The organism is Streptomyces sp. NPDC057287 (genome assembly GCF_042667905.1).
Taxonomy (GTDB): Bacteria; Actinomycetota; Actinomycetes; order Streptomycetales; family Streptomycetaceae; genus Streptomyces.
In genome coordinates, this window is record NZ_JBHUYV010000023.1 from 36,153 (window position 1) to 61,375 (window position 25,223).

The following is a 25,223-nucleotide window of genomic DNA, read 5'->3' on the forward strand; positions in this document are numbered from 1 at the left end:
GGACCCGGCGGAGCGCGCACGGCGGACCGTGCGAGGGTTCCGGGCGGCCGTACGACCCGTACGGCCGGTGCGGAGCGGGAGGAAGGCGACAGCGGATGACGTCCGGTTCATCGGTACCGACGGCAGAGGAACGTGCGGAGCGGCCCCCGCCCGGCGATCCGGGACCCCGGCCCCGGCTGCTCCGTGACCTCTCCCTGTCCGCCGTGCTCGCCGGCGTCGTCGTGGTGGTCGTCTCCTACTCGGGTCCGCTGGCGATCGTGCTGGCCGCCGCCCGTGCGGCTCACCTGGACGCCGGGCAGACCGGTTCCTGGATCTGGGCGATCTCGATCGGCAGCGGCCTGACCTGCATCGCCCTGAGCCTGCGCACCCGGATGCCGATCGTCACCGCCTGGTCCACCCCGGGCGCCGCTCTCCTGGTCACCAGCATCGGCTCGTACGCCTACGACGAGGTGATCGGCGCCTTCGTGGTGTCGGGCCTGGTGATCGCCCTGATCGGGGTGACCGGGATATTCGGGCGGCTGATGCGGCTCGTGCCGGGGGCCGTGGTCTCCGCCATGCTGGCGGGCGTCCTCTTCTCCTTCTGCGCGGACGTGTTCACCTCGCTGGAACACACTCCGCTCATCGCCGGTTCCGTACTCCTGGCCTATCTGCTCGGCAAGCGGTGGCTTCCCCGGTACGCCGTGCTGCTGGCGCTCGTGGCGGGTCTGGCGTGCAGCGCGGCGAGCTCGAAGCTGCATGTCCGCCTGGACCATGTCGGTCTGGCACACCCGGTGTTCACGGCGCCCGCCTTCTCCATGGCCTCGCTGATCGGTATCGCCGTCCCCCTCACCCTGGCGACCCTCGCCTCCCAGAACGCCCCCGGGGTCGGTGTGCTCACCGCGTCCGGCTACCGCCCCGACGACCGGCTCCTGGTCGGCTCCACCGGTCTGGTGTCGGCGGTGCTCGCCCCGTTCGGTTCCCACGCGGTGAACCTGGCGGCCATCACCGCCGCGATCTGCACGGGCCCCGAAGCACACCGCGATCCGCGACGCCGGTATGTCGCCGGGGTCGCCTGCGGGGCCTTCTACCTGGTGGTGGGCATCTTCGGTTCGACCCTGGTGGCGTTCTTCGCGGGGCTGCCGGTGGAGCTGGTCGCGTCCATCGGCGGCGTCGCCCTGTTCGGCGCCCTGTCCGGCGGACTGGCGGGCGCCGTACGGGAGGAGAAGGACCGGGAGGCCGCCCTGATCACCTTCCTGGCCACGGCCTCCGGTGTCACCCTGTTCGGCATCGGATCGGCCTTCTGGGGTCTGGTGTCCGGTGTCATCGCGCACCTCGTGCTCAACGGCGGCCGCCGCAGGACGCCGCAGGAGCAGGGCTCGGGACCGGCAGCGCCCGCCGGCAGCGCCGCGCCCCCGCCCTCCTCCCCCGTTCAGCCCGCGCCGGACGCCTGAAGGACGGTGCACGGGGACTCCCAGGAAGGGGGCAGCCCGCGCCCGTGCTCCGTCTCCCCCTCGGAGTGTCCGGCCGGTACGCCCCCGGCCCCCTCGACGTCGAGGACGTAGAAGCAGGCCCGTTCTCCGAGGACTTCGAGCCGTGTCTCCGGATGGAACGAGAACTCCGCACGGACGAGGTCGTCCAGACGGCCCGGCACGCCGGACAGCACCGTCATCGCCGTGGAAGGCCCCGGCCCCGTACCCGCGTCCCATCCGAAGGAACGCAGGCCGCGCACCACCAGGAGCGCGGCGTTCCCCTCGTCGAACCGGGGGGCGGTGCGCAGCTCGAAGAGCAGGGCGATCGTGGAGTCCGACGGACTCACACGACAGTCGAGCAGCTGCGCCTCCCGCAGCGCGTCCGGCTCCCGCAGGGGGTCCGGCTCGGCCGTCCGGGGAGGCGGGGGCACGTCCCCGGCGCCGACGAGGTCGATCACAGAGATCATGGGACCGACGCTAACGACCCCACCGGCCCGCCGTCTTGGGCCCGGGGACCCAGCGGAACGGCCGGCGCGGGGCACCTCCGTCCGGAGAAGCCCGCGTCCTGCCCGCCCCCAGGTCGTGAAAGGCGCCCCGAACCCCCGTGGTTGGGCCCGCTTTTGGGGCCGGGGGCCCAGGTCACGCGCCTGTTCCGTCCGTACGCTCACCTCTCACGGAGAGCGGGGCAGGTGTCGGCGAGAGGGTGGACCGTGAGCGGTGGCAGCGACTGGGGAGGCAGGATCCCGGGCCATGTGCCGTCGGGCGCCACCGGCGGCACGGGAGGGGAAGGCCGGTTCTTCCCCCTGACCCGCGGCTGGGCGGCCGGGGCCCTCGTCTACGCCGTCACCGGGTTCCTGGTGACGCGGGCGCTCGTCGAGACGCTCGCCACCGACGAGCGGCTCGAATCGTTCGGCTGGCGACTGGCCCTGCTGCACCTGCCCGCCGTCCTGGTGACCGTGCTGACCGTCCTGGCCGCCGGCCGCGCCCTTCCCGACCGGCACCGGGCATCGCGCCTCCTGTACCTCCTGGGCACGCTCGCCGTCCCCGTCGCCGGGCTCGCGTACGGCTATGCCGTGGCGTGGGACGTCGTGGGCACCGAGGGCCTCCTGATGCCGGCCGTCGCCATGGTCACCGGGGCCGCCGTGGGGATGGCCCTGGACCGTCTCCTGGAGGACGACGACACGGGTTCCGCGCCCTCGTCGGCGTACACACGCTCGTACGACTGGCGTGACCAGGGCGCCACCGCCATGGAGTACCTCGGGGTCGTCGTCCTGGTCGTCGCGCTGATCGGCGCGCTCGCCATGGCCGGAGTCGGCGGCCGCATCGGCGACCGGATCCGGTGTGCCGTCTCCACCCTCACGGGGGACGGCGGCGGCTGTACGACGGGAGGCGACGGTACCGCGCAGCCCAGGACCGACGCCGACTACGAGCCCAAGCTGTGCCAGATATCCAACGTCTCCGACACGGCGGGCGGCAAGGTCAAGATCGGCTGGTTCGAGTGGGGCGAGGAGTACGGCTTCCAGCAGAAGGTGGCCCAGGCCAACACCGATGTGAACGAGGACGGGAAGGTCGACGAGAACGACAAGCTCGTCTACATGACCTTCACCGACGCCGCCTCGGCAGGGGTCAACGCCAGCACGCCGGGCGTCAAGCTCGGCAGCCTGGGCAAGGCGGACGTCGACATCGGCGGCGGCATCAAGATCACCAATGGTGACACCTGGGTGTTCAGGAGCGAGGCGGACGCCCAGAAGATGCGGGACGACATCGAGGAAATGAAGATGTGGGAGACCTCGATGAAGCACAGCGGCGGCTACGGCGGCGGCTGGTACTCCGGGATGAAGTGGGCGGAGAAGAAGGAGGACATCGAGAAGAAGATCGGTGACAAGAAGATCTCCTACTCGACCATCGGCCTCAACGTGTACGCCGACGGCGGTCTCTCCCTCAAGCCGGCCGACGAGACCAAGCTGAGCGCGAAGCTGGGCGGCAAGGCCAAGTTCTCGCCGGACGTGACGATCACCAAGGACGACGTCAACGGCAACGAGTCGTACACCTACACCGCGAAGCTCGAGATCGAGGGCAAGGTGAGCGGCACCGCCGGCCCGCTGGGCGGCACGGCCGGGGCCAAGGACACCCACACGGGGGCCATCACCGTCACCCGTGACCAGAAGACCGGGAAGATCGTCCGGATCGACATGACGAAGACGGTGGAGAAGACCTCGACGTCGGACAAGGGCGAGGCCGGGGGCGACAACGGCCAGAAGGACAAGGACAAGCGGGGCGGCAAGGGCAGCGTGACCGACTCCTCCGGGGACACCGGCATCGAGGTGCAGACCAACTCGATCGTCTTCGGCAAGGACACCGACAAGGTCACCGAGGCCAAGCGCTCCCTCGCCGAGCAGTGGCTCGACGGATCCGGCAACAACACCGCACCCTTCGAGTACATGTTCGGCGACCAGTCCCTTCAGAAGAAGCCGGCCGGGACCGACCCCTTCGAGCAGCTGATGTTCCAGGACGGCCTGTCCAGCACGATGCAGTACCACGGGGAGACGGACGCCCAGGAGTTCGGCTTCGAGGTCTCCCTGGGCATGAGCCTCGGATTCTCCCTCTCCGACGAGCACAAGAAGGAGACACTGACGGACGCGCGGTTCCTCGGAGCTCCGCAGGGCGACAAGCGCACGTACCTCCCGTACAGCTACTGCGCGCGGTGAACACGCGCGACGAAGAGGCGATGACGTTGACGAAGTCCACGGCGCTCGGCACGGCCCTTGCCGCCGCTCTCGGCCTGACACTGCTCACCGGCTGCGGCGGCACGGACGCCGCCTCGGTCCCGGACGGCTGGGGCACGCTCGACACGAGGAGCGTGTCCGTCGGCTACCCCGAGGACGACGGGTACGCCCCGCAGCCCGCCGCCGAGCGCAGCAAGGCCAACGCGGCGGTGGCCCTGAAGGAGGAGAAGGGCCTGCGCACCGGCATGGTGTCCATCCAGCTGGACTTCGCCACGGGCGTCGACAACGCCGGCGAGGCCGCCGCGGCGGCGGGCGCCGGCATCGGCCTCGGGGCGACCCGCAAGGACACCCGGGACGTGCGCCTCGCGGGTGAGGAGAGTGCCCGGGAAGCGCGCAGGATCGACTACGAGTTCACCTCGACGGGCGAGAAGTCGACCCCGGCGAAGGGAACGCGGATGACGGGGATCGTGGTGGCGGGCGTGGACTCGAAGGACGTACCGTTCGCCGTCCGGATCAATGCGGTGAAGGGTGCGCTGAGTCCGGCGGACCTCGATGCGTTCGTCGAGTCCGTCACCGTCAAGTAACCCGTAGCGGAGCCTCGTTCATGGACGTACTGCCCGGTGGCACGGCCACCTTCCTGCTGCTGTTCGGCCTGTTCCTCGGCGCGTTCGCGGTCCGCTCCGGCCTACGGCTGTTCCGGGTGCTGCGGCTGGTGCGGCGCGGCGAGCGGGCCGAGGGCCGCTGCTCGGACCGGCGTGTGGTGGACCGCGGCGCGGACACGGAGAACCGCTACCGCACCGAGTACGTCTTCGCCTTCCGCACCCCGGACGGCCGCGAGGTGGAGTTCACCGACCACGCCCCCGGCCCGTTCGGCTTCGAGGTCGGGGCGCCGGTGCGGATCTCCTACGACCCGGCGGCCCCGGACCGGCTGGCCACCGTGGCGGGCCCGGGGGCGTGGGGGCCGATACTGATGCCGGCGGTCTTCGCGGGGGTGCTGGGGCTGTTCTCGCTGGGGCTGCTGGCCGGGTTCGCGGCGGAGCGGGGCTGGCTCTGAGAACACCGGTTCAGGTGCCGGTGGGACGGGTCGGGGCACGCCGGTCAGTCGGCGGTGCAGGCCGGTGCCAGGGCCGCGGCGAAGAGGACGACCGGCTCCTCCTTGTCCATCTGCCCGACGCCGACCCCGACCACGCGCCCTTCCGGGCGCCCTTCGGAGTGCCCCTCCGAGCGTCCCTCCGCGTCCCAGATCTGCACGTCGCCGGAGTAACCGAGCTCGATGAGCGCCGCGAAGAGCGGCGGTACGACAGCGCCTGCCGTCTCGCGCTCCTCGTACGGAGCCGTGGAAAGCACGCGGTGGGCCCCCCAGCGCTCGTCCAGCGCGAGCACCACTCCCCAGCGCTCCGTCTCGAACTCCTCGTGCGCGGCGGCCATGCGCCCGCCGGGCTCGTCGGGGTCGGCGTATGTTCCGGCGTCGGTGTCTGTTCCGGCGCCGTAGAACTCGTCGCTGACCCTGAGCACGACGACGGCGAAGTCCTCTCCGTGGGCCGAGCGGCCGGGGTCGGCGCAGTACGCCCACGGCGGCGCGTACCGGCCCGTTCGCAGTGTCTCGATCGCGGCGATGTCCTCGCGGATCCTCGCCCTGAGCTCCAGTGCCCCGCTCACCAGGCCGGCCGGGGGGCGGCGACGGGCAGGGGTTCCAGCGCACCCGCCTCCGCGAGCGCCCGCTGGGCGGCCTCGACCGCCTCGGTGGAGCGCCCGGAGTCCAGGACCAGTCCTCCGCCGGCCGTCGGGTGCCGGGAGCCCGGCAGATCCCCGGGCACGAGTGCGGCACGGTTGGCGGAGAGATAGGTCACCCATCCGCAGCGGGGCTGCGAGTTGCGCAGGCCGAAAGCCGCCCTGACGGCGTTGAACAGCGGGCGGTCGTAGGCCAGACCGGTGTCGGCCTCCCACGATTCGGCCAGGGCGGTCAGGACCTCGGGCAGGCGGCCGGACAGCGGCGGAGCTGTCCCCGCGGGCGCCCCGGGCCCCGGGAAGAGTTGGAGGGTGGCCGTGAACGGCGTGTACGCGTCGCTGCCGCCCCCCTTGGCCCTGAGATACGCATAGCCTCCGTCGGGCCAGGTACCGACGACGGCGGCCTGCCTGCCGAGAATGTCGGCGTCCTCCTCGGGCCCCCCGGCCTCGACGACGGTGGCGAACTCCTCGGCACCGGAGGGGACCGGATCTCCCTTCCCGCCCTCCGTGTCCCAGCACCAGTCCACCGGCGCGGGCACGGACAGCGCCGACAGCCGGCCGAGCGTCTCCAGCCAGCGCGCCGCCAGCTCCCTGGACGACTCGGGCCGAGGCCCCCAGGACACCTTCACCACCAGTTCGCCGGACATCTGCCTCTCTCCGCCCTTGTGGGTCCGCTACCGCTACTTCTCCACCGCAGTGTGCTTCACGGTCACGTCCACGTCGGCGTCGTCGAACGCCTTCTGTGCCGCTTCGGCGACCTTCGGATTGGAGAAGTTCCATTCCACCGGCTTGCCACCGGCGGCACGGACCTGCCGCTGTGCCTGTTCGACGAACTTCGCCGCCTGGGCCGGCTCGAGCGTGCCGTCGGGCCGGACCTTCTTGCCGTATCCGAACTTAGCCTCCTTGAACGTCTGGGAGGCGGAGTCCCAGCCGTCGAAGTCGACGTCCCTGCCGGTGCTGGGGTCCTTGACGGCGTACTCCTTGCCCCGCTTCACCCCGGAGACCTGCTCCTGGTAGCGCATCCAGCGTTCCATGCCGGGCCAGTAGGCCACGGACTTCTTGGCCTTCCACTGGCCGGCACCGAGGTCCTTCGAGCCCTTGCGGGGATTCTTCAGGTCCTCGTACCAGGAGGGCTTCGCCCACTTCGCGACCTGCTTGCGACTGGCCTCCTTCGCCGCCTCCTTGGCCGCGTCCGCGTCCTTCTGCGCCTGCTCGGCGGCGTCGACCTCCTCCTGGCTGACCCCGTCGCAGTCCTTCTCCGCCGCGAAGAGCACCGGGAGGCCGTTGACGCGGTACGCGACCGGGGTGCCCGCGGCCGCGTTCACACCTCCGGCGTACGAGGGCTGCGACAGGCCGCCGCCGAGCGGCCCCGAGCTGATCAGGCAGCCCTTCTCGGCCAGTTCGTCGGCCGCGTCGTCGGCATGCTCCTGGGCCTCGTCCGCGGCCTTCTTCGCGCCGTCGACGTCGCCCTTGCCCGCGGCCTTGCGGGCCCGCTCGGCGGCCTTGCCCGCCTTCTGGGCCGCCTCGCCGAGCTTGCCGAGCTTGCCCAGTTTCCCGAGCTTGCCCAGCTTCTGGGCGATCTTGGCCTCGCCGTACCCGGGAATGAAGAGGGAGCCGATGTTCCACACGACGTTGGTGCCGGCACGGGTCTTCTGACCGTTGTTCCACTGGTCCTTGACCTCGTCACCGATGAACATGTCGTCGAGGACGGTCAGCCCCGTGTCGACGGAGGAGCCGCCCCAGTCGGTCAGGGCATCCCAGTAGTCACCCTTGCTCCACTTCTCACCGGCGTCCTTCGTGCCCTCGGACCAGGCGTCGCCGAGCGAGCTGCCGTAGTCCTTGATGCCGTCCCAGGTGCCGGGGAGGTCCGTGACCGTGTCCCAGATCCCGGTGACGTCGCCCCAGATCCCGTCGACGAAGAGACCCTGGCCGACCTGCTTGACCTTGTCCCCGGCACAGGAGAAGAAGGCCCCGAATCCGGAGAAGCAGTCCTCGTCGTCCTCCTTGGCGTCGTCTCCGGCGGCTTCGTCGTCCTCCCAGCCGGGCTCGTCGTCGGCGGCGTCGTTCTTCTCCTCGTCGGTCTCCTCCTGCACGCTGCTCGCAGGGTCGGCCTCCGTGCCACCGGTGCTGCCTCCGGTGTCCCCGCCGGTGCCACCGGACGCGCCTTCGGTGCCGCCGGTCGAGGTGCCGCCGGTCGTGCCTTCGGTGCCGCCGGTCGCGGTCCCGGTCGCGCCTTCGGTGCCGCCGGTCGTGCCTTCGGTGCTTCCGCCGGAGCCGCCGGACCCGCCGTCGGTGCCGCCGGTCGAGGTGCCGCCGGTCGTGCCTTCGGTGCCGCCGGTTGTGGTGCCGCCGGTCGTGGTGCCGCCGGTCGTGCCTTCGGTGCTTCCGCCGGAAGTGCCCCCGGTGCTGCCGCCTGAGGCGGCGCCACCCGTATCGGCACCTCCCGCGTCCGAGCCTCCCGTGCTGGATCCGCCGGTGACCGTGCCCCCGCCGTCCACTCCCCCGTCTGCGGTTCCGCCCGTGTCACCCTCACCCGCGACCACGTCACCGGGGGCGGGTGCCGGGCACGAACTACCGGTCAGCTCACAGAGTGCGCTACGGATACCACCGGTCAGCTGGCTGCCGATACCGGTGGCCACCAGCCCGCCGATGAGGGCCACGACAACCAGGATCAGGCCCAGGTACTCGAGGGCGGTCTGCCCACCGTCACGGCGCCACGTGATCATCCGGGGGATGCTGAACGGCCGGTGCGGGGCTCGCTGTTCAGGTCGGAGATCGAACCAGTCACGGGAACTGCGGCGGAGCAACAGGGCCAGGGTGACCAGCGGGATCACGAGCTGGGTCAGACCACGCCCGGTCTGCCCGCCGCTCAGCGTCGCGCATGCCCCGAGAAGGAACCACACGTGGACACCGAGGAGCCCGCGCCAGATCCAGACATCACCCGTGCGGACATGCATCGACAGGGTGAAGCCCGCAGCACCGGGCAGGGCGGCGTACAGCAGGAGCCCGAGCAGCTCGCCGTCGACGCCGTCGACCGACGCCGCCAGCATCAGCCCACTGATGCCTCCGGCCACCGTGAACCCGAACAGCACCCGGACGAGGACCAGCACCACGTGCAGAGGCCTCGGCAGCGACGTCCTCCCCGAAGGGCCCGCTATCCAACCCGAGCCGCCGACAGCCGCGAAGCCTCCTGTGCCAGACACCCTGATCCCCCAACCAGTCGTCCATGCGCGGGATTTCACCCACGACATTCATCCGACCACGGGACGACGCCCACCGGCATGGGCCTCAGGGCCCAAATACGGGCGTCGACGGAAGGCAGACCGCCTGCTCCGACACGCGTCGGGGCCGACACCACCCGGTGCCGGCCCCGCGGTATGGACAGAGCTCAGGAGCTGCCGCCACGCTGGAAGGAGACCTCCACGCGGCGGTTCTTCTTCCGGCCCTCCTCCGTGCTGTTGTCGGAGATGGGGTACTCCTCGCCGTACCCACGGATCTCGAAGGTGACCGTCGGGGGCAGTTGCTTGGACAGCACGCCGTTGACCGCTTCGGCGCGCTGCTTGGACAGCACGTCACCGTGGGCGGAGGAACCGAGGTCGTCGGTGAAGCCGAACACGCGGACCTTGGTGGCGTTCTGCTTCTCGATCTCATCGGCGATGGCGGAGATGCGCGAATTCGCCTCCGGGCCCAGCTTGGCGCTGTCCTTGCCGAAGAGGACCTCGGCCTGGAGCGCGAACTTGATGTCCGCGTTGCTGTCCTCGCGGCGCTCCTCGCCCCCCAGGTCCTCCACCACCTGGATGATGTCGAGGACCCTGGCAGGCGCGAGCGTTCCGCCCTCGGGCATCTGCAGGTCCGGATCATTGCCGTCGACCTCGACGGGGGGCTCGGCACTCGCTTCGGTACCGGGCGGAACACTGGGCCCGTCGTCCGCAAGAGCCGGACCGGCTCCAAGCATCGTCGCACCGGCCACCAGCACGGCTGTCGCGATGACCACCCCTGCCGAATCCGACGCCCTGAACCGTGTACGGATACGTGTCATGTTGATCATCACCCGGAGATCTTCAGCGAGGTCGTCGCGAAGGTCGGCAGGGTGAAGTCGACCTCCGTGGTCGTCTCCGGCGGGGCCGGGAATTGCATGAACACCGGCAGGGACTTACCGGGCATGACACCCGAGATCCCCGCTGTGCAAAGGCAACGCCCGTCCGTGTCCCTCAGGATGTAGTAGCGCTTCTTTCCCGTCTTGTCGACGAGTGTGGCACCACCGACGGAATTGAGGTTCGTCTGTACGATGATCGGTTCGCTGCCGGACCAGCCCGAGGGGTTGACCGGTTCGTCTCCCTCGTTCGTCATGGTCCCCTGAACCGTGACGAACCCCGACGAGTCACGCTTCACCTCGTTGATGACGAGGACCATGTCCTTGGCGCCCTTGATTTCCGCCAGCTTCACATTCGGGTCCACGTTGTCCCCTGCGGCGGTGTCCTCCTTGCCCCCCGCACCGTCGTCCGTGGGCTTCGCCGTGGCGGAGGAGGAGGACGTCGCGTTGTTCTCCGCACCACCGTCACCTCCGTCCTCACCACCGCAGGCCATGACGGAAAAGGCCATGACGACCACCATGGAGGCAGCCGCCACTGCCCTTCGAGGCTCTGTAGCACGCCGGATGCTCATGGATTCTGCTTTCTCACTCGTGATTCGCGGTCAACGGTCGATCAGGTGCACGGAAAAAAGCGTCTTGACCAGAACGGACCATCGTTCGGGTTTCGCCAGGTCGATACCGAAACCGCCCCGGCCGTCACAGCTCAGGGTGACCAGGGCGCCGACGATGTCATCGGGCTTGGGGCTGCAACGGAACTCGATCACCGCGGTGGCATCGGCGGTGGCGTGATCGTCCTCCGTGCCGGGAATCACCGATCTGCCGACAGTGTTGCGGGTCTCCACATTCACCGTGACAGCGTCCTGCAGATAGCCGTAGTCCCACGAGCACTCACCACGAACATCCGATTCGTTCGCGGCGGCGAGACGACCCGCCGACCCGCACCGGTTGTAGAACTGGTGCTTCCGAAGGAACTGGTCCAGGCCCTCGGGCGTACGCAGCGCCGCGAGGAACTCCGGTCCCATTCCGTCACGGGCGTCCTGGGCGGCCGCGAGAGCCGCAGCGTCCGCGGCACCCTGGGCTCCGTTGCGCGTGGCGGCTGCCTGACCGACCGCGAAGAACGCGAACGCGACGAAGAGCAGGCCCACCACCATCACGACATAGATGGGGAAGGCCTGCCCTCGGTCTCCGCGAAATCCTCCGGCCATTAGCCAGCCTTGATCTGGTCCACCAGCTTGCCGATCCGCGTCGTGATCGACGTGCCGATACCCAGGCCCACGATGCCACCGATGATCGCGATGACCACGAGGATGATGCCGAGGTACTCGAACGCCGTCTGGCCCTGCGAGCGCTCGCGGCCCGCCATCCGGGTCACGACGGTGTTCTTCCAGCCCCGCACGGCCAGCTGGGTCTGGACTGCGGTCTTCAGCACGGTGTTCGACATGGTGTACCCCTCCGGTATCGGCCGACCGTGGGACGGCCGACGCGTACGTCTCTGTGGTGCCTTCCGCGTAACCGGCTTCCTCCTGGCCGGTGCCGCTTTCGACATGAGAAACGTACGTCGGCACACCCTGTGCACCGGAGGGCCCGTGGGCCCAATCGCGGGCCCAAAGGCCGAGTTGGGCCCGAGGCCCTACTCGGCAGAGCCGCCTGCCCCTGCCCCGTTCATCCATGGCTGCCTGTCCCCCCGGTTCCGGGCCCCGCACTCGGCGCGGTGCCGAGCCAGCGGGCGATCGCCTCGCTCCTGCTACTGCTGTGCAGCTTGGTGAAGATGCGATTGATGTGGTTCTTGACAGTCTTTTCGCTGATGAAACAGGTCGCGGCGATCTGCTGGTTGCTCATTCCCGACGAAATCAGCTCCATGACTTCGACCTCCCGCGAACTCAGCTGATACTGCGCCCTGTTGGAAGCACCCTCCCGATTCGACGACTGTGCCACAAAAGGTTGCATGTGCGAAAGACCCTGCCTGTTCTCAGCGGGTCGCTCCGGCGCGTACCCCGGTTCCGCGCGAGGTTCGTGCTGCTGCGTGCCGTAGGCCGCGGCGGGCGGGCGCGGGCCTTCGTAGCCCCCTCCCACGTGCGGGGGCCCGGCTGTCAACGCCGTGCCCAGGCCCTCGGGCAGAGCCTGCCCCGGTCGTCCGGGGCCCTGCCGCATATGGGCGAGGAGCGCGTCGGCCGCGGTGGCCGTGAAATGCGCACGGCCTGCCCTGGTGTCCCTGACGGCCTGCACGAGCTGGTCCGCCGTGAACTCCCCGTGGACGAGGTAGCCGCCTGCTCCGAGGCGGAGTGCCTCGTGCACGACCTCGCTCTCACGGCTGTAGGTCAGCATCATCACGGGTGCAACCTGCACCAGGTGCGGCAAAGCGGAGATGCCGTCCACGCCTGGCATCCGGACATCGAGCAGGACGACGTCGGGGCGGTGCCGCACGGCTTCGTCGTAGGCCTGCCGGCCGTCCGCCGCCTCGGCGACCACTTCGATGTCGGCCCTGCCGGACAGCAGGACTCCGAGTCCCGCACGGACAACCGGGTTGTCGTCGGCGACGACGACTCTCAGGGGGACCGCCGCGGGTGCGCCGGGGCCGGACGGAAATGCGGGCAGTTCCTCGGATGCCGTGGAGCGCTGGGGAACGGAGAAACCGGCGGAGCTCTGGTCCGAGCTCGGCCGGGCGGCGCGCGAGGAGCTGTGCTGGGAGGCGTGGTTCCGTGCTGCCCAGTTCTGGCCCGACGCGCGCGAGATGTCGTCCGGCATTCTGCGACCTCCTCTCAGGGTTGGGGACGGAGGTGGAGCGGAGGGTGGGGCGGCGAGCGGGACGGAAGGACGAGCAGGTCACTCCAGTTGCGGCACGAATGCTCCGTCCGGTCCGGCCGCGTACCCGGGTGCGGACACCGGAGCGGGCGCGAGGGCGGCCATGGGCAGCTCCAGGCGTACCTCGGTGCCCTTGGCGGCTCTGCCCTTGCCGATACGGATACGGGCACCGATCGACGCTGCGCGTTCGACCATGCCGAGGAGGCCGAAGTGCCCCCCTCGTTTCAGGCTGTCGAGCGTCGTCCCGGCGGGCAGGCCCTGACCGTCGTCGTACACGGTGACGCGCAGGACGTCTCCCTTGATTCCGGCGAGGACGACGACGTAGGTGGGGTGGGCGTGGCGGTGGGCGTTCTCCATCGCCTCCGAGGCGATGGTGAGCAGTTGCCGTGCCACCACGTGAGGGATCGGCGGCACGGGTGCGTCGTTGAGCAGGCGGAAGACGGCGGACAGGGCGTGCCTGCCGCTGAAGTCGTCCACGCGGGCGGCGAGCTCGGCGATGACGTCCACCCCGCCGTCCAGGCCGGATTCGCGGCGGAGATCGGAGAGGAGTTCGCGTGACTCCGCGGCGGCCCGGCGGGCGGATCGGGCCACCAGTTCCGCCTGGTGCTTGACGGTGAGCGGGTCCATACGGTCGGCGGAATGGGCGAGGCCGTCGGCAGCCAGGGCCAGCCCGTGGAGGGTCTTGGCGACGGAGTCGTGCATCTCCCGGGCGAGGCGGGTGCGTTCACCTTCCACGGCTTCGCTCACGGCCAGCCGCGCCCTGGTCTCGGTGAGTGCCTGGCTGGCGGATCCGAAGCGCAGGAGCAGGTTCCGGAGCGTTACTCCGGCCGCTCCGGCGACCGCACAGAAGCCCGGCAGCAGGAGTGACGCCGCACCGCCGGCCTCCAGATCGTCGCTCGTGCCGTACACACCGAAGATGATCACTGACTGGAAGGCCGCGAAGATCGCCGCTCCCCGCCAGCCGGTGGTGAGACCGGCCAGGAGAGGGGTGCAGACGGTGACGTAGGCCAGGGTGGACTCGGGGGTGGCGGTGATCAGCAGGAGGGAGCCGAAGAGGGCGTCGACCGCGAGGACCCAGGGGTGGCGCAGGAGCAGGGGACCGAAGCGCTCCCAGTCCCGGAAGAGGACGTACGAACCCATGAACGTGACGACGATCGCCATGCCGACCAGCCAGGTGGCGAACCCCGGCGCGGTTCCGGCCATGGCGAACGGAGTCGCGATGGCGATCATGGCGAGCCGGAATCCGAACACCTGGCGGCACATCGCCTGTAGCGCGTTGACCTGGATCGCGAGTGCGGGACGGGGACGTGCGGCGACCTGGGCCGCGGTGCCCACTTCCGCCCTCAGCCGTGCGGTGAACAGCCTGACCTGGCTCGCCATGGCTCCTTCACCTCCCGTTCCCCGATGGTCCGGGCCATGTCGTCAGCCACCGCCCAGGAAGCTGAAGTCGACGTCGGCGCCGTAGACGAAGCCGACGACCAGCAGGATCAGAGTCCCCGGCAACAGGAACGAGGTCACCGCGAAAGTCGCTTTGGGGACAGCCTTCGATGCCTTGCGACGCGCGTTCTGGGCATCGGTCCGACGCATGTCGTTGGCGATCTGGATGAGTGTCTCGACGATGGGTGCGCCGAGTTCCTCACCCTGCTGGAGCGTGGTCACGAACATCGCGACCTGCTCCGAGTCGTTGCGTTTACGAAGCTGCTCGAACGCTTCCCGCCGGCTGACGCCCATGTCCATCTGCCGCAAGGTGATGCGGAGCTCGTCGGCCCATGGACCCTCGTACCGGTCGGCCACCCGTCCCAGGGCCTGACGGAATCCGAGGCCCGCCGAGACCACGACCGCCAGCACGTCGAGGAAGTCGGGCAGCGTCCGGTCGATGTGGTCACGGCGCACCCGGACCGCGGACCAGATGCCTGCCTCGACCCAGAACAGGCCGAAGGCCGCCATGAACAGTGCGACGAGGATCTGCCCGCGGGCGAGCATCAGGAGCGCCGCGATCAGCCCCAGCACCCCGTACACCGCTCGACGCGCCGCGTAGCGGTCGATGGTGAGCCCGCCCGGGTTGCCCGCCAGGTCGATCTGCCGGCGCTTCTTGCTGACGGCCTTGGGGCCCATCATGCGGAGGACCGCCGGTGCCCAGCGCATGCCCATGCGGTCGACTCCGGAGCCGACCACGGTCGTCCGGCTGGCACCGACCTCGAGGGCGACCGCGAGGTCACCCGGCAGCTTCGCCTCCGCGCGGTACATGCGTATGCCGTGGATCGCCCCGTAGACGGCCAGACCCACGACGGCGGCAAGAATCAGGTCCATGTCAGGTCGCCTTTCAGACGTCGATGCGCGACAGGCGCCGGATCACGACGAACCCGATCGTGTAGAGGATCAGTGACACGACCACAGCCACCTGGCCGATCAGTGCACCGGTCATGCGGTCGAGCGCGCCGGGCATGACCGAGTTCATCAGGAGCATGGCCCCCAGTCCGAAGATCGGCACCGCGTACGCCGTGACCGTCACCTGGGACAGCTGGGTCTTCACCTCTCGCCGGGTCTCCTTCCGCTCCTCAAGCGTCTGGGTGAGGTTGCGCAGCGAGCTGACGACCGTGCCTCCGGCCCGGTTGGAGAGGACCAGCGTCGTGACCAGGACGACGAGTTCCCTGGAGGGCAGCCGGTCGGTCAGCTCGCTGAGTGCGTCGTCGAGCGGCTCTCCCACGGCCAGACGGCGCGCTACGCGGGCCAGTTCCTCGCCCGCCGGGTCGTCCATCTCCTCCGCGGCCATGGAGATGGCGGTGCGCAGGGCGAGCCCCGCCTGGGTGGCGTTGGCGAGGATGCGGGAGAGCTCGGGGAGCTGGTTGATGAAACGCTCCGTGCGCTTGGCGCGCTGCCAGTTGAGAAAGGTGTTCGCACCCCACAGGGCGATGAGTGCGGCCACCGGTCCGAAGAACGAGGCCAGGAGTGAGGACGCGATCATCCAGACGGCCGCCACCGCCACGAGCGCGTAGACGAAGAACTCTCCCGGCGTGATCCCGAGGCCCGTCGCGGCCAGCTTCAGCTCGATCCTGCGGCCCAGCCGCGTGGCGCGCAGCCGTCGGTCGATGCCCCGGAACCGCCGGGGCCGGCCGCCTTCCGTGATCTGTCCGGTGTGCGAAAGCCGGTCGACCAGCGCCTCGCGGTCCGCCCGGCCCGCGGAGTAGGTGTGCAGGCCCGCGACGCCGAGTACACCGCACAGCAGCGTGACGCCGACCGTGATCAGGGGGAGATTGTTCATGGCGCGGTACCTACTTGGCCTCTCGGGTGGCGAGTTGTTCTTCGGACGAGGCGACCCCGAAAGCCTGCGGAATGGGCTGGCTCGCCATGTAGAGGCGCTCGGCGGTCCTTCGGGGGAGCGGGAGGTACTGGAACTGACCGTGGATCCGGCCGTCGGCGGACATCGGCTGCGCGTTGAACCTGGCGACGGAGACGATGCGGTAGTTCTCGCGGCCGTGGGAGTCCAGCACCGCGATCTCCGTGATCTTCCTGGCGCCGTCCGCATGCCGGGTGAGCTGGACGATCACGTCGACCGCGCTGTTGATCTGGTCGTGCAGCGCCTCGAAGGGGATCTTGATCTCGGACATCGAGGCCAGCGTCTGAAGACGCATGAGGGCATCCTCGGCGCTGTTCGCGTGGACGGTGGCAAGTGATCCGTCGTGACCCGTCGACATCGCCTGGAGCATGTCGAGGGACTCACCGCCACGGACCTCACCCACGACGATGCGGTCGGGACGCATGCGGAGGGAGTTGCGGACGAGGTCCCGGATGGTGATCTGCCCCTTGCCCTCGACGTTGGCGGGGCGTGACTCCAGACGGATCACGTGGTTCTGCTGGAGCTGGAGTTCGGCGGAGTCCTCGATGGTGACGATGCGTTCGTGGTCGGGGATCAGGCCGGAGAGCGCGTTGAGCAGGGTCGTCTTGCCGGTACCCGTGGCTCCCGAGACGATGATGTTGAGCTTGGCCTGCACGAGCCCCGACAGCAGGATGAGCATCTGCTCGTCGAGCGAACCGAAGGAGATCATCTCCGGCAGGGTGAAGGAGCGCGGGAAGCGACGGATGGTGAGGGTCGCGCCGGTCAGCGACAGCGGCGGGATGATCACGTTGACGCGCTCGCCGCTGGGCAGGCGGGCGTCCACCATGGGGTTCGACTCGTCGACCCTGCGGTTGACGGTCGACACGATGCGTTCGATGGTCTGCATCAGCTGTTCGTGCGAGCCGAAGCGCATGGGGAGCTGTTCGACCTTGCCGCTTCGCTCGACGAAGATCTGGTCCGGCCCGTTCACCATGATCTCGGTGATGGAGGCGTCTTCGAGCAGGGGCTCCAGGATGCCGAGGCCGAGTGCCTCGTCGACCACCCGCCGGATGAGCTGCGAGCGTTCGACGGTCGAGAGGACCGGCCCCTCGCGGCTGATGATGTGGCCGAGGACGCGTTCGAGGCGGGCCCGCCGGTCGGCGGCGGCCAGCGAGGACATCTCCGCGAGGTCGATCTCCTCGAGCAGCTTGGCGCGGTAGGTGGCGACCATGTGGCCGTCCTCCCGTCCCCCGCCGCGCTCCTCGGGGGCGGTGATGCGTGCCCGCAGGCTCATGCAGTGACTCCTCGGTCTGGTGGGCCGGTTGCCGGACGCACCGGGTGCTGGATCGGGCGGGTCAGTCGCGTGGCATCGTCGAGCTCCGCTCCGCCCAGCCCCAGTCGTCGATGCCGGGGACGACCGAGGGGATCTTCACCCGGGCGGTGTACTTCACGTCGTCGACGCCCCAGCTGGGGACGAAGGCCGAATCGTCGGCCAGCCAGTCGCTCATCGCAGCCCGGCCCGCCGCCGGGGGAGGCAGGTCCGGCCTGTCGAAGCTGGCCATGCGGGCGGCTGCCCGCGCGCCCGTCCCTGCCTGGCTCACCGTGTAGGCGGCGACCCCCAGCTGGATGGCGAACAGCCCGACGATCAGCAGCAGCGGGATGAACCCCATGTACTCGATGGCGACCTGCCCCCGGTCGGTACGCCTCCTGCCCTGTTCCTGTGCCACGTTCATCGCTCAGCCCTCCTTGACCGCGGCTGCGTCGCCCTCGACGGTCATCGGGAAGTCCAGTACGCCGGGGACCATCACGGGCACCTTCAGGGAGACCACGGCCCGGTACATGCCGATCTCCGAGCGGCAGCTGATGTCGGCCCCCGCCGCCCAGGCGTCCGGAAGGTCCTCGTCGGCCGCCTGCCGGCAGGCGGCCGCGCGTGAGAAGGGTGCGCCGGTGCCCGCGCGCGCTCCCTCGTCCGCGGCGTTGCCCGCGAGACTGTAGGTGTAACCGATCAGCGCGCACTGCCAGAGCGCGACAGCCACCAGAATGATCAGCGGCGTGACTCCGACGAACTCGATCGCGGTCTGGCCGCGGTCACGGGCTCGTCGCCCGTCCGTGGCCACGCGTCGCCGTCCGGGTATCCCCGTGCCCGCTCTCCGCATGATGGTCATCGGTCAACATGCCCCCTCGTCTCGGTCGTGCCACCGTCCTGAGCCGTGCTGTCTCACTTGCGGCGTGCGCGCCCGAGGGCGCCCCGGTCGTTGCGGTACTTCCCGCCGCCCTTCTCGCCCTTCTCGGAGGCCTTCACCAGCCCGAGCTCCCCGGCGAGGCTCCAGAGTGCCTGCTTGACCACGCTCTTGGCGTCGAGTTCGTGCATCCTTCCGGAATCGACCGCCCCCTGGAGCTCCTTGAAGTTCGCCGGGACCGCCGTGGCCGCCATCCGGGTTCCGGTGATCCGCTGGATCAGCGGCGGCTGGATCTCGGTGTTGCGGTTGAAGCGGTTGACGAGGGTGACCGTCTCCTCGGCCTTGCGGATCTGGAGCCGGTCCCACATACGGACGATGCGCTTGGCACCCCGCACTGAGACGACGTCCGGCGTCGTCACCAGTACGGCGGTGTCGGCCATCTCGATCGCCGCCGCGTTCGCCCCGTTCATCTGGCTCCCGCAGTCGATGACGACGATCTCGTAGCGGGATCGCAGGGCACTGACGATCTGGCGGGCGGAGCGGTCACTGACCTCCTCGCCGCGTTCGCCCTCGCCGGGCGCGAGCAGCAGGGCCATGCCCGTGGAGTGCGAGAAGACGGCGTCGGACAGAACACGCGGGGATATGTCGGTGATGGCCGCGAGGTCGACGATGGAACGCCGGAACTGTACGTCGAGGTACGAGGCGATGTCGCCGGTCTGGAGGTCCAGGTCGACGAGCGCGGCCGTGTACCCCGAGGCCTGTGCCGCGAGGGCCAGCTGCACGGCTGTGACGGTGGCCCCCACACCCCCCTTGGCCCCGGTGACGGTGACGACGGTGCCGCCGGGCCCGGTGAACACGTCGGCGCCCGCTCCGAGGTGGCGCCGCACGCCGGTGGACCACTGGGCGGCGGCCTGAACGCGGTTGGCGAGCTCCTCGTAGCTCAGCGGGAGAGTGACCAGGCCCCGCGCTCCGGCGTCCATCGCCGCGGCGAAGAGGCCCTGGCTCGCGTCGGCGGTGATCAGCACGACCCCGACGGCGGGGAAGCGCAGGGACACCTCCCGGATCAGTTCCAGGGCGGGCACCGGGCCGATCCGCTCGTGGACGAGCACCACCTCGGGCAGTTCCTCGATGGACTCGCCCGCGAGGCGGGCGAGGGTGTCGATGAGCTGCGTCGAGTCTCCGGCCGGGGCGGCCGGCTCCGCGTCCGGGAGCTGGCTGAGCAGGGTGGTCACGGACCTGGCCGCGTCGGCGTCGCCGACGGCCGGGAGGATCCTCGCGGTCATCCGGTCCTCACTTGTCCTTGTCGAGCGTGTAGGTGCGGTCGCCGGGGCGGATCGTGCCGTCGCTGCCGGGCGCGATCAGCGCGAGGCGTACGTGCTCGGCGAAGGACTCCGCGTACGCGACGCGCTGGGTGTCGAGGGTGTTGAGGGCGAAGGTGATCGGCACGACCTCGGACGCCTGGTTCCTGTCGTCCCCGTCCGGGTCCAGTGCGGTCAGCTGGCCTACGTCCAGCACCTTCGCGTTGGAGACGATGACCTTGGACTGGGATACGTCGCCGTCCCGTTCACCCGCGAAGGTGGCGTAGATGTTGACCTTGTCGTCCGGGTGGATCTTGCCCGCCACACCGGTCGCCGCGTCGATCATGATGGCGATCTCCTGCTCGCCCGGCCGCAGTTCCGGGCTCTTGACCATCATGTCGGACTGCATCAGGGAGCCCTTCTGCAGCTGCGTCACGGCGATCTTGCCGTCGATCTCACCGATGTCCGTGACGGCGTTGTCCGACAGCCAGCGTTTGGGCATGGAGACCTTCTCGAACTGGCCGGCGGACAAGCCCGTGTAGGGCGCCACGTTGGTCTTGAGCCGGTAGGCGTCGACCTCGGGTCCGACCTTCGAGTTGACGTCGCTGATCACCGAGAGCACCCCGGCGAAGGCGCCGAAGGCGCACAGGACCGAGAGGAGCAGGAGTATCACGCCGCGGCGCTGGCGGGAGTTCATGGGCCGGACAACCTCGTTCGAATCGGATGCGTGGAGCAGCGGACAGAGAGGGATGCGCGGTGTCTGAGGAGAGCCGTGGGGGCGCTAGGAGCTCGGTGGCCCGGGCGCTCCATGGTTCAGGACACCGGGGGAGAGCATTCGGTTCTCCGACGGTGCCAGCGGGGAGGAACAGAACCCGCAGCGGTCACCGATGAGTTCCATTCCGCACCAGTGGCAGTTTTCCCGCCGCACGGAGGAAACGAGCTGGTAGATCACGGAGATGTCCGGGAGGAAGGACGCGAATTCCACCAGCTTCCCCGTGCCCCACCAGCGCGGCGAACCGGTGGGCAGCGCGCACTCCTGAACCGCCTGCACGTTCCAGGCGGGGGCGAGGGTCTGCTGGACCCATTCCGAGGTGAGCTGCCCCTTGGCGATCAGCAGGTGTGTGGCGAACGGCGGTCCTGCCGGGGGCTCGACGGCCGGTCCGATCCTGATCAGCTGGGGGCTGGGCCCGGCGACCACGGCGAACTGCGAGCCGGGCACCCAGGACTTGGCGTGCGTCTTGAGGCTGACGGGGACCCGGTCCAGCCTGGCCACGGAGTTCAGCAGGGCTCCGGCGTGGATGTAGTGGGCGAGGAGCCTGCCGGCCGAGGCCACCACTCCCGGACTGAAGTCGCAGACGGACAGCTGGCGCAGCTGGCGCACCAGCACGGCCACGCCCAGCGGCGGCAGGTCCACCTTGAGCAGGGCGATGCGGTCGCTCTCCAGGACCGAGCGGATGGCGTGCAGTCTGCGTTCGTGGGCGGGGCTGATGCCCGCCGGGTAGACCGCGACCACATGGCCGTGCTGCTCCAGGAGCAGGTGCATGTCCCCGATCGCGAGATCGAGGGGCTGTGCTCCGGGTGCCTGCAGCAGGGCCGCTGTGGGTGTCTGCTGATCGGTCGGCGGCAGCACGAGATCAGCGCTGGTCACTGCTATTGCGGTCGGCACGCTCGTCCCCGTTCGGCTCCGGCCGTCGTCGTGGTTGACTCCGGCCGCAATCGCTCCTGCTCCGTGCTTCTTCCCCAGCACTTTAGCCACGTCATACCAGGCAGAGAACAGATATCGGAACCCAGTACGAAGACGTGCGGCACAGGCGTTCGCAACGCCTCCGTACGAAATCGGACGAAAAGCAAATTCGTTAACTCCTGTACCACTGCGCAGAGTTACTTCTGCCGCCAGGGTTTGAAATGCCCGGGAATTCATCCGCGCACGTCAGAACGGATATCAGCCCGCTTTACCCCGCCGTCCGGGATATCCACTCCGTCACGGTCGGGCGGTCCGGTGAAGTCACCCGCGCGAGTGCACGGACTCGACTCCGCAGCGGGTCACTCGAAGGTGTACGCGCGCCCCGTCGGCCCGCCTGCCTGCCCCGCCGCACACATCCGCACCACCAGAGGTCTTGACAACTTGATTGGTCTGGACCAGTTTATCGGCCAACGGTGGCCACCGTTTCCCGCCAGGGCACGCCCAGCACACCCAACTCCCCCACCGGAGGCAGCAAGTGGAACGCTCCACAGGCAGCAGCAGGCACAGAAGACGCCGGGTCCGCCCGCTCCTCGGCGGGGCCGTCGCCGTCGTCGCAGCCGGGGCGCTTGCCGTCACCGGGCTCGTCAGCACCGCCCAGGCGGCCGACGTCAACGTCGCCAAGAACGCCGGATTCGAGTCCGGGCTCGCCAACTGGACCTGTTCCGGGGGCAGCGGCGCCACCGTCTCCTCCCCCGTGCACGGCGGCACCTCCGCGCTCAAGGCCACCCCGGCCGGGCAGGACAACGCCAAGTGCACGCAGACCGTGGCCGTGAAGCCGAACTCCACCTACGCGCTCAGCTCCTGGGTGCAGGGCGGTTACGCCTACATCGGCGCGAGCGGCACCGGAACGACGGACGTTTCCACCTGGTCCCCCGGCTCCAGCAGCTGGACCCAGCTGAAGACCACCTTCTCCACCGGCCCCTCCACCACCTCGGTGACCGTCTACACCCACGGCTGGTACGGCCAGGCCGCCTACTACGCGGACGACGTCCAGGTGAGCGGGCCCGACGGCGGTGGCGGCACCGATCCCGAGCCCGCCATCCCCGGGACCCCCGCCGGACTGACCGTGGGAACGACGACCAGCTCGTCCGTCACCCTGAACTGGAGCGCCGTCTCCGGCGCCACCGGGTACACCGTCTACCGGAACGGCACGAAGGCCACCACCTCCACCGGCACCTCGGCGACGGTGACCGGGCTGGCCGCGGACACCGCGTACCAGTTCTCCGTCAGCGCCACCAACGCCGCCGGCGAATCGGCCAAGTCCGCTGCCGTCAGCGGCCGTACGGCGAAGGCCACGGAACCGGGCGGCCCCTCGACCTCGGTGCCGAAGCACGCGGTCACCGGCTACTGGCAGAACTTCAACAACGGCGCCACCGTCCAGAAGCTCAGTGACGTCCCCGCGAACTACGACATCATCGCCGTCTCCTTCGCGGACGCCACGGCCACTCCGGGCGCCGTCACCTTCAACCTGGACTCGGCCGGCCTGAACGGCTACACGGTCGCCCAGTTCAAGGCCGACATCAAGGCCAAGCAGGCCGCCGGGAAGAACGTCATCATCTCGGTCGGCGGCGAGAAGGGTTCCGTCGCGGTCAACAGCGACGCCTCCGCGACGGCCTTCGCCGACTCGCTGTACGCCCTCATCCAGGAGTACGGCTTCAACGGCGTCGACATCGACCTGGAGAACGGCCTCAACTCCACCTACATGACGAAGGCGCTGCGCTCCCTGTCGTCGAAGGTGGGCTCCGGCCTCGTCATCACGATGGCGCCGCAGACCATCGACATGCAGTCGACCTCCGGTGAGTACTTCAAGACGGCGCTCAACATCAAGGACATCCTGACCGTCGTCAACATGCAGTACTACAACAGCGGCTCCATGCTCGGCTGCGACGGCAAGGTCTACTCCCAGGGCTCGGTGGACTTCCTCACCGCGCTCGCCTGCATCCAGCTGGAGGGCGGCCTGGCCCCGTCCCAGGTCGGCCTCGGCGTCCCCGCCTCCACCCGCGGCGCGGGCAGCGGCTACGTCGCCCCGTCCGTGGTGAACGCGGCCCTGGACTGCCTGGCCAAGGGCACGGGCTGTGGCTCCTTCAAGCCGTCCAGGACCTACCCGGACCTGCGCGGCGCGATGACCTGGTCCACGAACTGGGACGCCACCTCGGGCAACGCCTGGTCGAACGCGGTCGGCCCGCACGTCCACGGGCTCCCGTAACCCCGCAGGGCCTTCGAACCAGCAGCGCCGCCGCTCCCCCGGCGGCGCTGCTGCGTGCGGGCTCCGGGATCAGTCGCCCATGAGAAGAATGCGACGCGGGGTCGTGGCGCCCTGGGCCGAGCTGATGGGCGACCGTCCCGCCGGTACGGCGCGCTCCCTGCCCCACGCCCGGATCTCCTCGATCCGCTCCGGATTGACTCTGATCATCGGGACCGTGTTGGCGAAGGTGTCCCGTACGAACGACGGGCTCAGATGCTCCACGCCCCCGTCGAGCAGCGCCTCGGCGCCCGCCGTGTGCAGCGCGGACTCGATGTCGGACCCGGCGAACCCCTCGGACAGGTCGACGAGCTGCTCCAGTTCGTCCGCGGGGGGTTCCCGCGTCAGATAGCGCCGGTAGTACAGCTCGATGATCTCCTGTCGGTCGTCCCGGTCCGGAAGGTCGACGAAGAACAGTTCGTCGAAGCGCCCCTTGCGCAGCAGCTCGGCGGGCAGCCCCCGCACGTCGTTCGCCGTCGCCACCACGAACGACCTCGACTGGGACTCCTGGAGCCAGAAGAGGAAGTGGCCGATGACCCGCTGGCCCGTCCCGGTCACCTCCCCGGCGCCGCCGGCCAGCCCCTTCTCGATCTCGTCGATCCACAGGACGCAGGGAGCCACCCGGTCCGCGGTCTCCAGGGCGGCACGCAGGTTCCCCTCGGACTCGCCCCAGTACTTTCCGTGGATGCTCGCCATGTCCAGGCGGTAGAGCGGCAGCTGCCACTCCTGGGCGACAGCCTTGGCCGACAGCGACTTGCCGCACCCCGGGACACCCACCAGCAGCACCCCGCGCGGCGGGCGCAGCCGGGTGCTCCGGAGATCGGCGTGGATCAGCTGGTTGCGCCGCCGGAGCCAGGCGCGCAGGCTGGTGAGGCCGCCCACCTTGTAGTCGCTGTCCTTGAGGGGGATGCGTTCGAGCCCGTTGATGTTGCTGAAGATCCGTTCCTTCGCCTGTGCCAGCGCGAGGACGTCCTCCTTCTTCACCGAGCCCTTCGCCGCGACCGTGGCCATGAGGTTGACGCACTCGGACTCGGTGGCACCCGCCAGGAACTCCGCCGCGCGGCGGGCGTCGCCCTCCTCCCACTCGATGGGGAAACGCCCGCGGTGATCGGTGAGGAAGTTGCTGAGGATGCCGTACATCTCGTCCGCGTCGGGCAGGTCCAGCGTCAGGCCCATGCCCAGGCGCTGGAGTCCGCTCCACACCGGGGAGTCGGAGACCAGGACGAGGCTGCCCATGTTGCCCTCGGCGATCCGGGCCAGTTCGGCGATGTGGCGGGCGGCGGGGGTGTCGGACCCGGTGTCGGGCGGGTCGACCAGCACCAGGGTGGCGTTGGCCCGCGCGGCGAACTGCGATGCCGCGAATTCCATCGCTCCGGTCAGCGAGCGGTCCTCGTGGACGGACGCGCGGGTCCGCAGGTCCCGCAGCCCGGTCGCCCGGGTGTGGATCCAGAACGGCATGCCACTGCGCTTCGGCCGTGAGGCGGCCTCCCGCAGCAGCCGCAGGGCACGCTGCTGCTCGATCGTGCGGAGGCTGATCACCGGCACGCGGGCGGAGATGTAGCTGTCGAGATGGCTCAGACTTTCGGCGTAGTCAGGCATGCGGCCTTCAGGAGTGAGGAGCGGACGGGAGCAACTGCGGTACGGAC

At 69.7% G+C, this 25,223-nt stretch carries 24 protein-coding genes; 5 read left to right on the forward strand and 19 right to left on the reverse strand.

Features of this window, described 5'->3' with window-relative positions; genetic code table 11:
- Positions 1-95: 95 nt before the first annotated feature.
- A complete protein-coding gene (locus ACFUNE_RS32820; protein ID WP_383575558.1) occupies positions 96-1,430 on the forward strand; it encodes a benzoate/H(+) symporter BenE family transporter in 1,335 nt (444 codons plus the stop codon).
- On the opposite strand, the gene ACFUNE_RS32825 is transcribed toward ACFUNE_RS32820, so the two are convergent.
- Positions 1,409-1,915: a hypothetical protein gene (locus tag ACFUNE_RS32825; RefSeq protein ID WP_383575561.1), complete on the reverse strand. Its 507-nt coding sequence runs from the start codon at positions 1,913-1,915 to the stop codon at positions 1,409-1,411. The two genes, ACFUNE_RS32820 and ACFUNE_RS32825, sit on opposite strands and share 22 nt — an antisense overlap.
- A gap of 243 nt (positions 1,916-2,158) precedes the next feature.
- Between ACFUNE_RS32825 and ACFUNE_RS32830 the strand changes: the two genes are divergently transcribed.
- The 3 genes from ACFUNE_RS32830 to ACFUNE_RS32840 are packed head-to-tail and all read left to right on the forward strand — an operon-like array spanning position 2,159 to position 5,228.
- The gene (locus ACFUNE_RS32830) at positions 2,159-4,156 is read left to right on the forward strand and encodes a hypothetical protein (protein WP_383575563.1); all 1,998 of its coding nucleotides are present in this window, start codon (positions 2,159-2,161) and stop codon (positions 4,154-4,156) included.
- A gap of 20 nt (positions 4,157-4,176) precedes the next feature.
- Positions 4,177-4,758, forward strand: coding sequence for a hypothetical protein (locus tag ACFUNE_RS32835; protein WP_383575565.1), 582 nt, complete (start codon positions 4,177-4,179; stop codon positions 4,756-4,758).
- A 20-nt stretch (positions 4,759-4,778) separates the two neighbouring features.
- Entirely contained in the window at positions 4,779-5,228 is a 450-nt protein-coding gene (locus ACFUNE_RS32840) for a DUF3592 domain-containing protein (protein ID WP_383575567.1), read from the forward strand.
- Between the two features lie 44 nt (positions 5,229-5,272).
- Here ACFUNE_RS32840 and ACFUNE_RS32845 read toward each other — a convergent pair whose 3' ends face one another.
- From ACFUNE_RS32845 to ACFUNE_RS32925, 17 genes are all read right to left on the reverse strand, one after another.
- A complete protein-coding gene (locus ACFUNE_RS32845; protein WP_383575569.1) occupies positions 5,273-5,833 on the reverse strand; it encodes a hypothetical protein in 561 nt (186 codons plus the stop codon).
- On the reverse strand, positions 5,830-6,549 hold the full coding sequence (locus ACFUNE_RS32850) for a hypothetical protein (RefSeq protein ID WP_383575571.1): 720 nt from the start codon (positions 6,547-6,549) through the stop codon (positions 5,830-5,832). Before ACFUNE_RS32850 ends, ACFUNE_RS32845 begins: the two co-directional genes overlap by 4 nt.
- Positions 6,550-6,582: 33 nt before the next feature.
- Positions 6,583-9,015 (reverse strand): Tox-REase-5 domain-containing protein, encoded by a 2,433-nt coding sequence (locus tag ACFUNE_RS32855; RefSeq protein ID WP_383575573.1) that lies wholly within the window; start codon positions 9,013-9,015, stop codon positions 6,583-6,585.
- A 275-nt stretch (positions 9,016-9,290) separates the two neighbouring features.
- The gene (locus tag ACFUNE_RS32860) at positions 9,291-9,941 is read right to left on the reverse strand and encodes an OmpA family protein (RefSeq protein ID WP_383575575.1); all 651 of its coding nucleotides are present in this window, start codon (positions 9,939-9,941) and stop codon (positions 9,291-9,293) included.
- An 8-nt stretch (positions 9,942-9,949) separates the two neighbouring features.
- On the reverse strand, positions 9,950-10,504 hold the full coding sequence (locus ACFUNE_RS32865) for a hypothetical protein (protein WP_383575577.1): 555 nt from the start codon (positions 10,502-10,504) through the stop codon (positions 9,950-9,952).
- A gap of 93 nt (positions 10,505-10,597) precedes the next feature.
- Entirely contained in the window at positions 10,598-11,200 is a 603-nt protein-coding gene (locus ACFUNE_RS32870; protein WP_383575579.1) for a pilus assembly protein TadG-related protein, read from the reverse strand.
- Complete coding sequence (locus ACFUNE_RS32875) at positions 11,200-11,436, reverse strand: hypothetical protein (protein WP_329232337.1); 237 nt, start codon at positions 11,434-11,436, stop codon at positions 11,200-11,202. The genes ACFUNE_RS32870 and ACFUNE_RS32875 overlap by 1 nt, the downstream gene beginning before the upstream one ends.
- Positions 11,437-11,657: 221 nt before the next feature.
- Entirely contained in the window at positions 11,658-12,740 is a 1,083-nt protein-coding gene (locus tag ACFUNE_RS32880) for a response regulator (RefSeq protein ID WP_383575581.1), read from the reverse strand.
- A gap of 78 nt (positions 12,741-12,818) precedes the next feature.
- Positions 12,819-14,177, reverse strand: coding sequence for a sensor histidine kinase (locus ACFUNE_RS32885; RefSeq protein WP_383575583.1), 1,359 nt, complete (start codon positions 14,175-14,177; stop codon positions 12,819-12,821).
- Between the two features lie 42 nt (positions 14,178-14,219).
- On the reverse strand, positions 14,220-15,107 hold the full coding sequence (locus ACFUNE_RS32890; protein ID WP_383575585.1) for a DUF5936 domain-containing protein: 888 nt from the start codon (positions 15,105-15,107) through the stop codon (positions 14,220-14,222).
- A 13-nt stretch (positions 15,108-15,120) separates the two neighbouring features.
- A complete protein-coding gene (locus tag ACFUNE_RS32895) occupies positions 15,121-16,059 on the reverse strand; it encodes a type II secretion system F family protein (RefSeq protein WP_383575588.1) in 939 nt (312 codons plus the stop codon).
- A 10-nt stretch (positions 16,060-16,069) separates the two neighbouring features.
- Positions 16,070-17,407, reverse strand: coding sequence for a CpaF family protein (locus tag ACFUNE_RS32900; RefSeq protein WP_383575590.1), 1,338 nt, complete (start codon positions 17,405-17,407; stop codon positions 16,070-16,072).
- Positions 17,408-17,468: 61 nt separating this feature from the next.
- Entirely contained in the window at positions 17,469-17,846 is a 378-nt protein-coding gene (locus tag ACFUNE_RS32905; protein WP_383575591.1) for a TadE/TadG family type IV pilus assembly protein, read from the reverse strand.
- 3 nt (positions 17,847-17,849) lie between these two features.
- Positions 17,850-18,278 (reverse strand): TadE/TadG family type IV pilus assembly protein, encoded by a 429-nt coding sequence (locus tag ACFUNE_RS32910; protein ID WP_383575593.1) that lies wholly within the window; start codon positions 18,276-18,278, stop codon positions 17,850-17,852.
- A 53-nt stretch (positions 18,279-18,331) separates the two neighbouring features.
- The gene (locus ACFUNE_RS32915) at positions 18,332-19,576 is read right to left on the reverse strand and encodes a CpaE family protein (protein ID WP_383575595.1); all 1,245 of its coding nucleotides are present in this window, start codon (positions 19,574-19,576) and stop codon (positions 18,332-18,334) included.
- Positions 19,577-19,583: 7 nt separating this feature from the next.
- On the reverse strand, positions 19,584-20,288 hold the full coding sequence (gene cpaB, locus ACFUNE_RS32920; protein WP_383575597.1) for a Flp pilus assembly protein CpaB: 705 nt from the start codon (positions 20,286-20,288) through the stop codon (positions 19,584-19,586).
- An 84-nt stretch (positions 20,289-20,372) separates the two neighbouring features.
- The gene (locus ACFUNE_RS32925; protein WP_383575599.1) at positions 20,373-21,239 is read right to left on the reverse strand and encodes a hypothetical protein; all 867 of its coding nucleotides are present in this window, start codon (positions 21,237-21,239) and stop codon (positions 20,373-20,375) included.
- Positions 21,240-21,810: 571 nt separating this feature from the next.
- On the opposite strand from ACFUNE_RS32925, the gene ACFUNE_RS32930 reads away from it, so the two are divergent.
- Positions 21,811-23,541: a chitinase gene (locus ACFUNE_RS32930; RefSeq protein WP_383575601.1), complete on the forward strand. Its 1,731-nt coding sequence runs from the start codon at positions 21,811-21,813 to the stop codon at positions 23,539-23,541.
- A gap of 69 nt (positions 23,542-23,610) precedes the next feature.
- Here the strand turns inward: ACFUNE_RS32930 and ACFUNE_RS32935 are convergent, their stop codons facing one another.
- The gene (locus tag ACFUNE_RS32935; RefSeq protein ID WP_383575602.1) at positions 23,611-25,176 is read right to left on the reverse strand and encodes an ATP-binding protein; all 1,566 of its coding nucleotides are present in this window, start codon (positions 25,174-25,176) and stop codon (positions 23,611-23,613) included.
- Between the last annotated feature and the right edge of the window lie 47 nt (positions 25,177-25,223).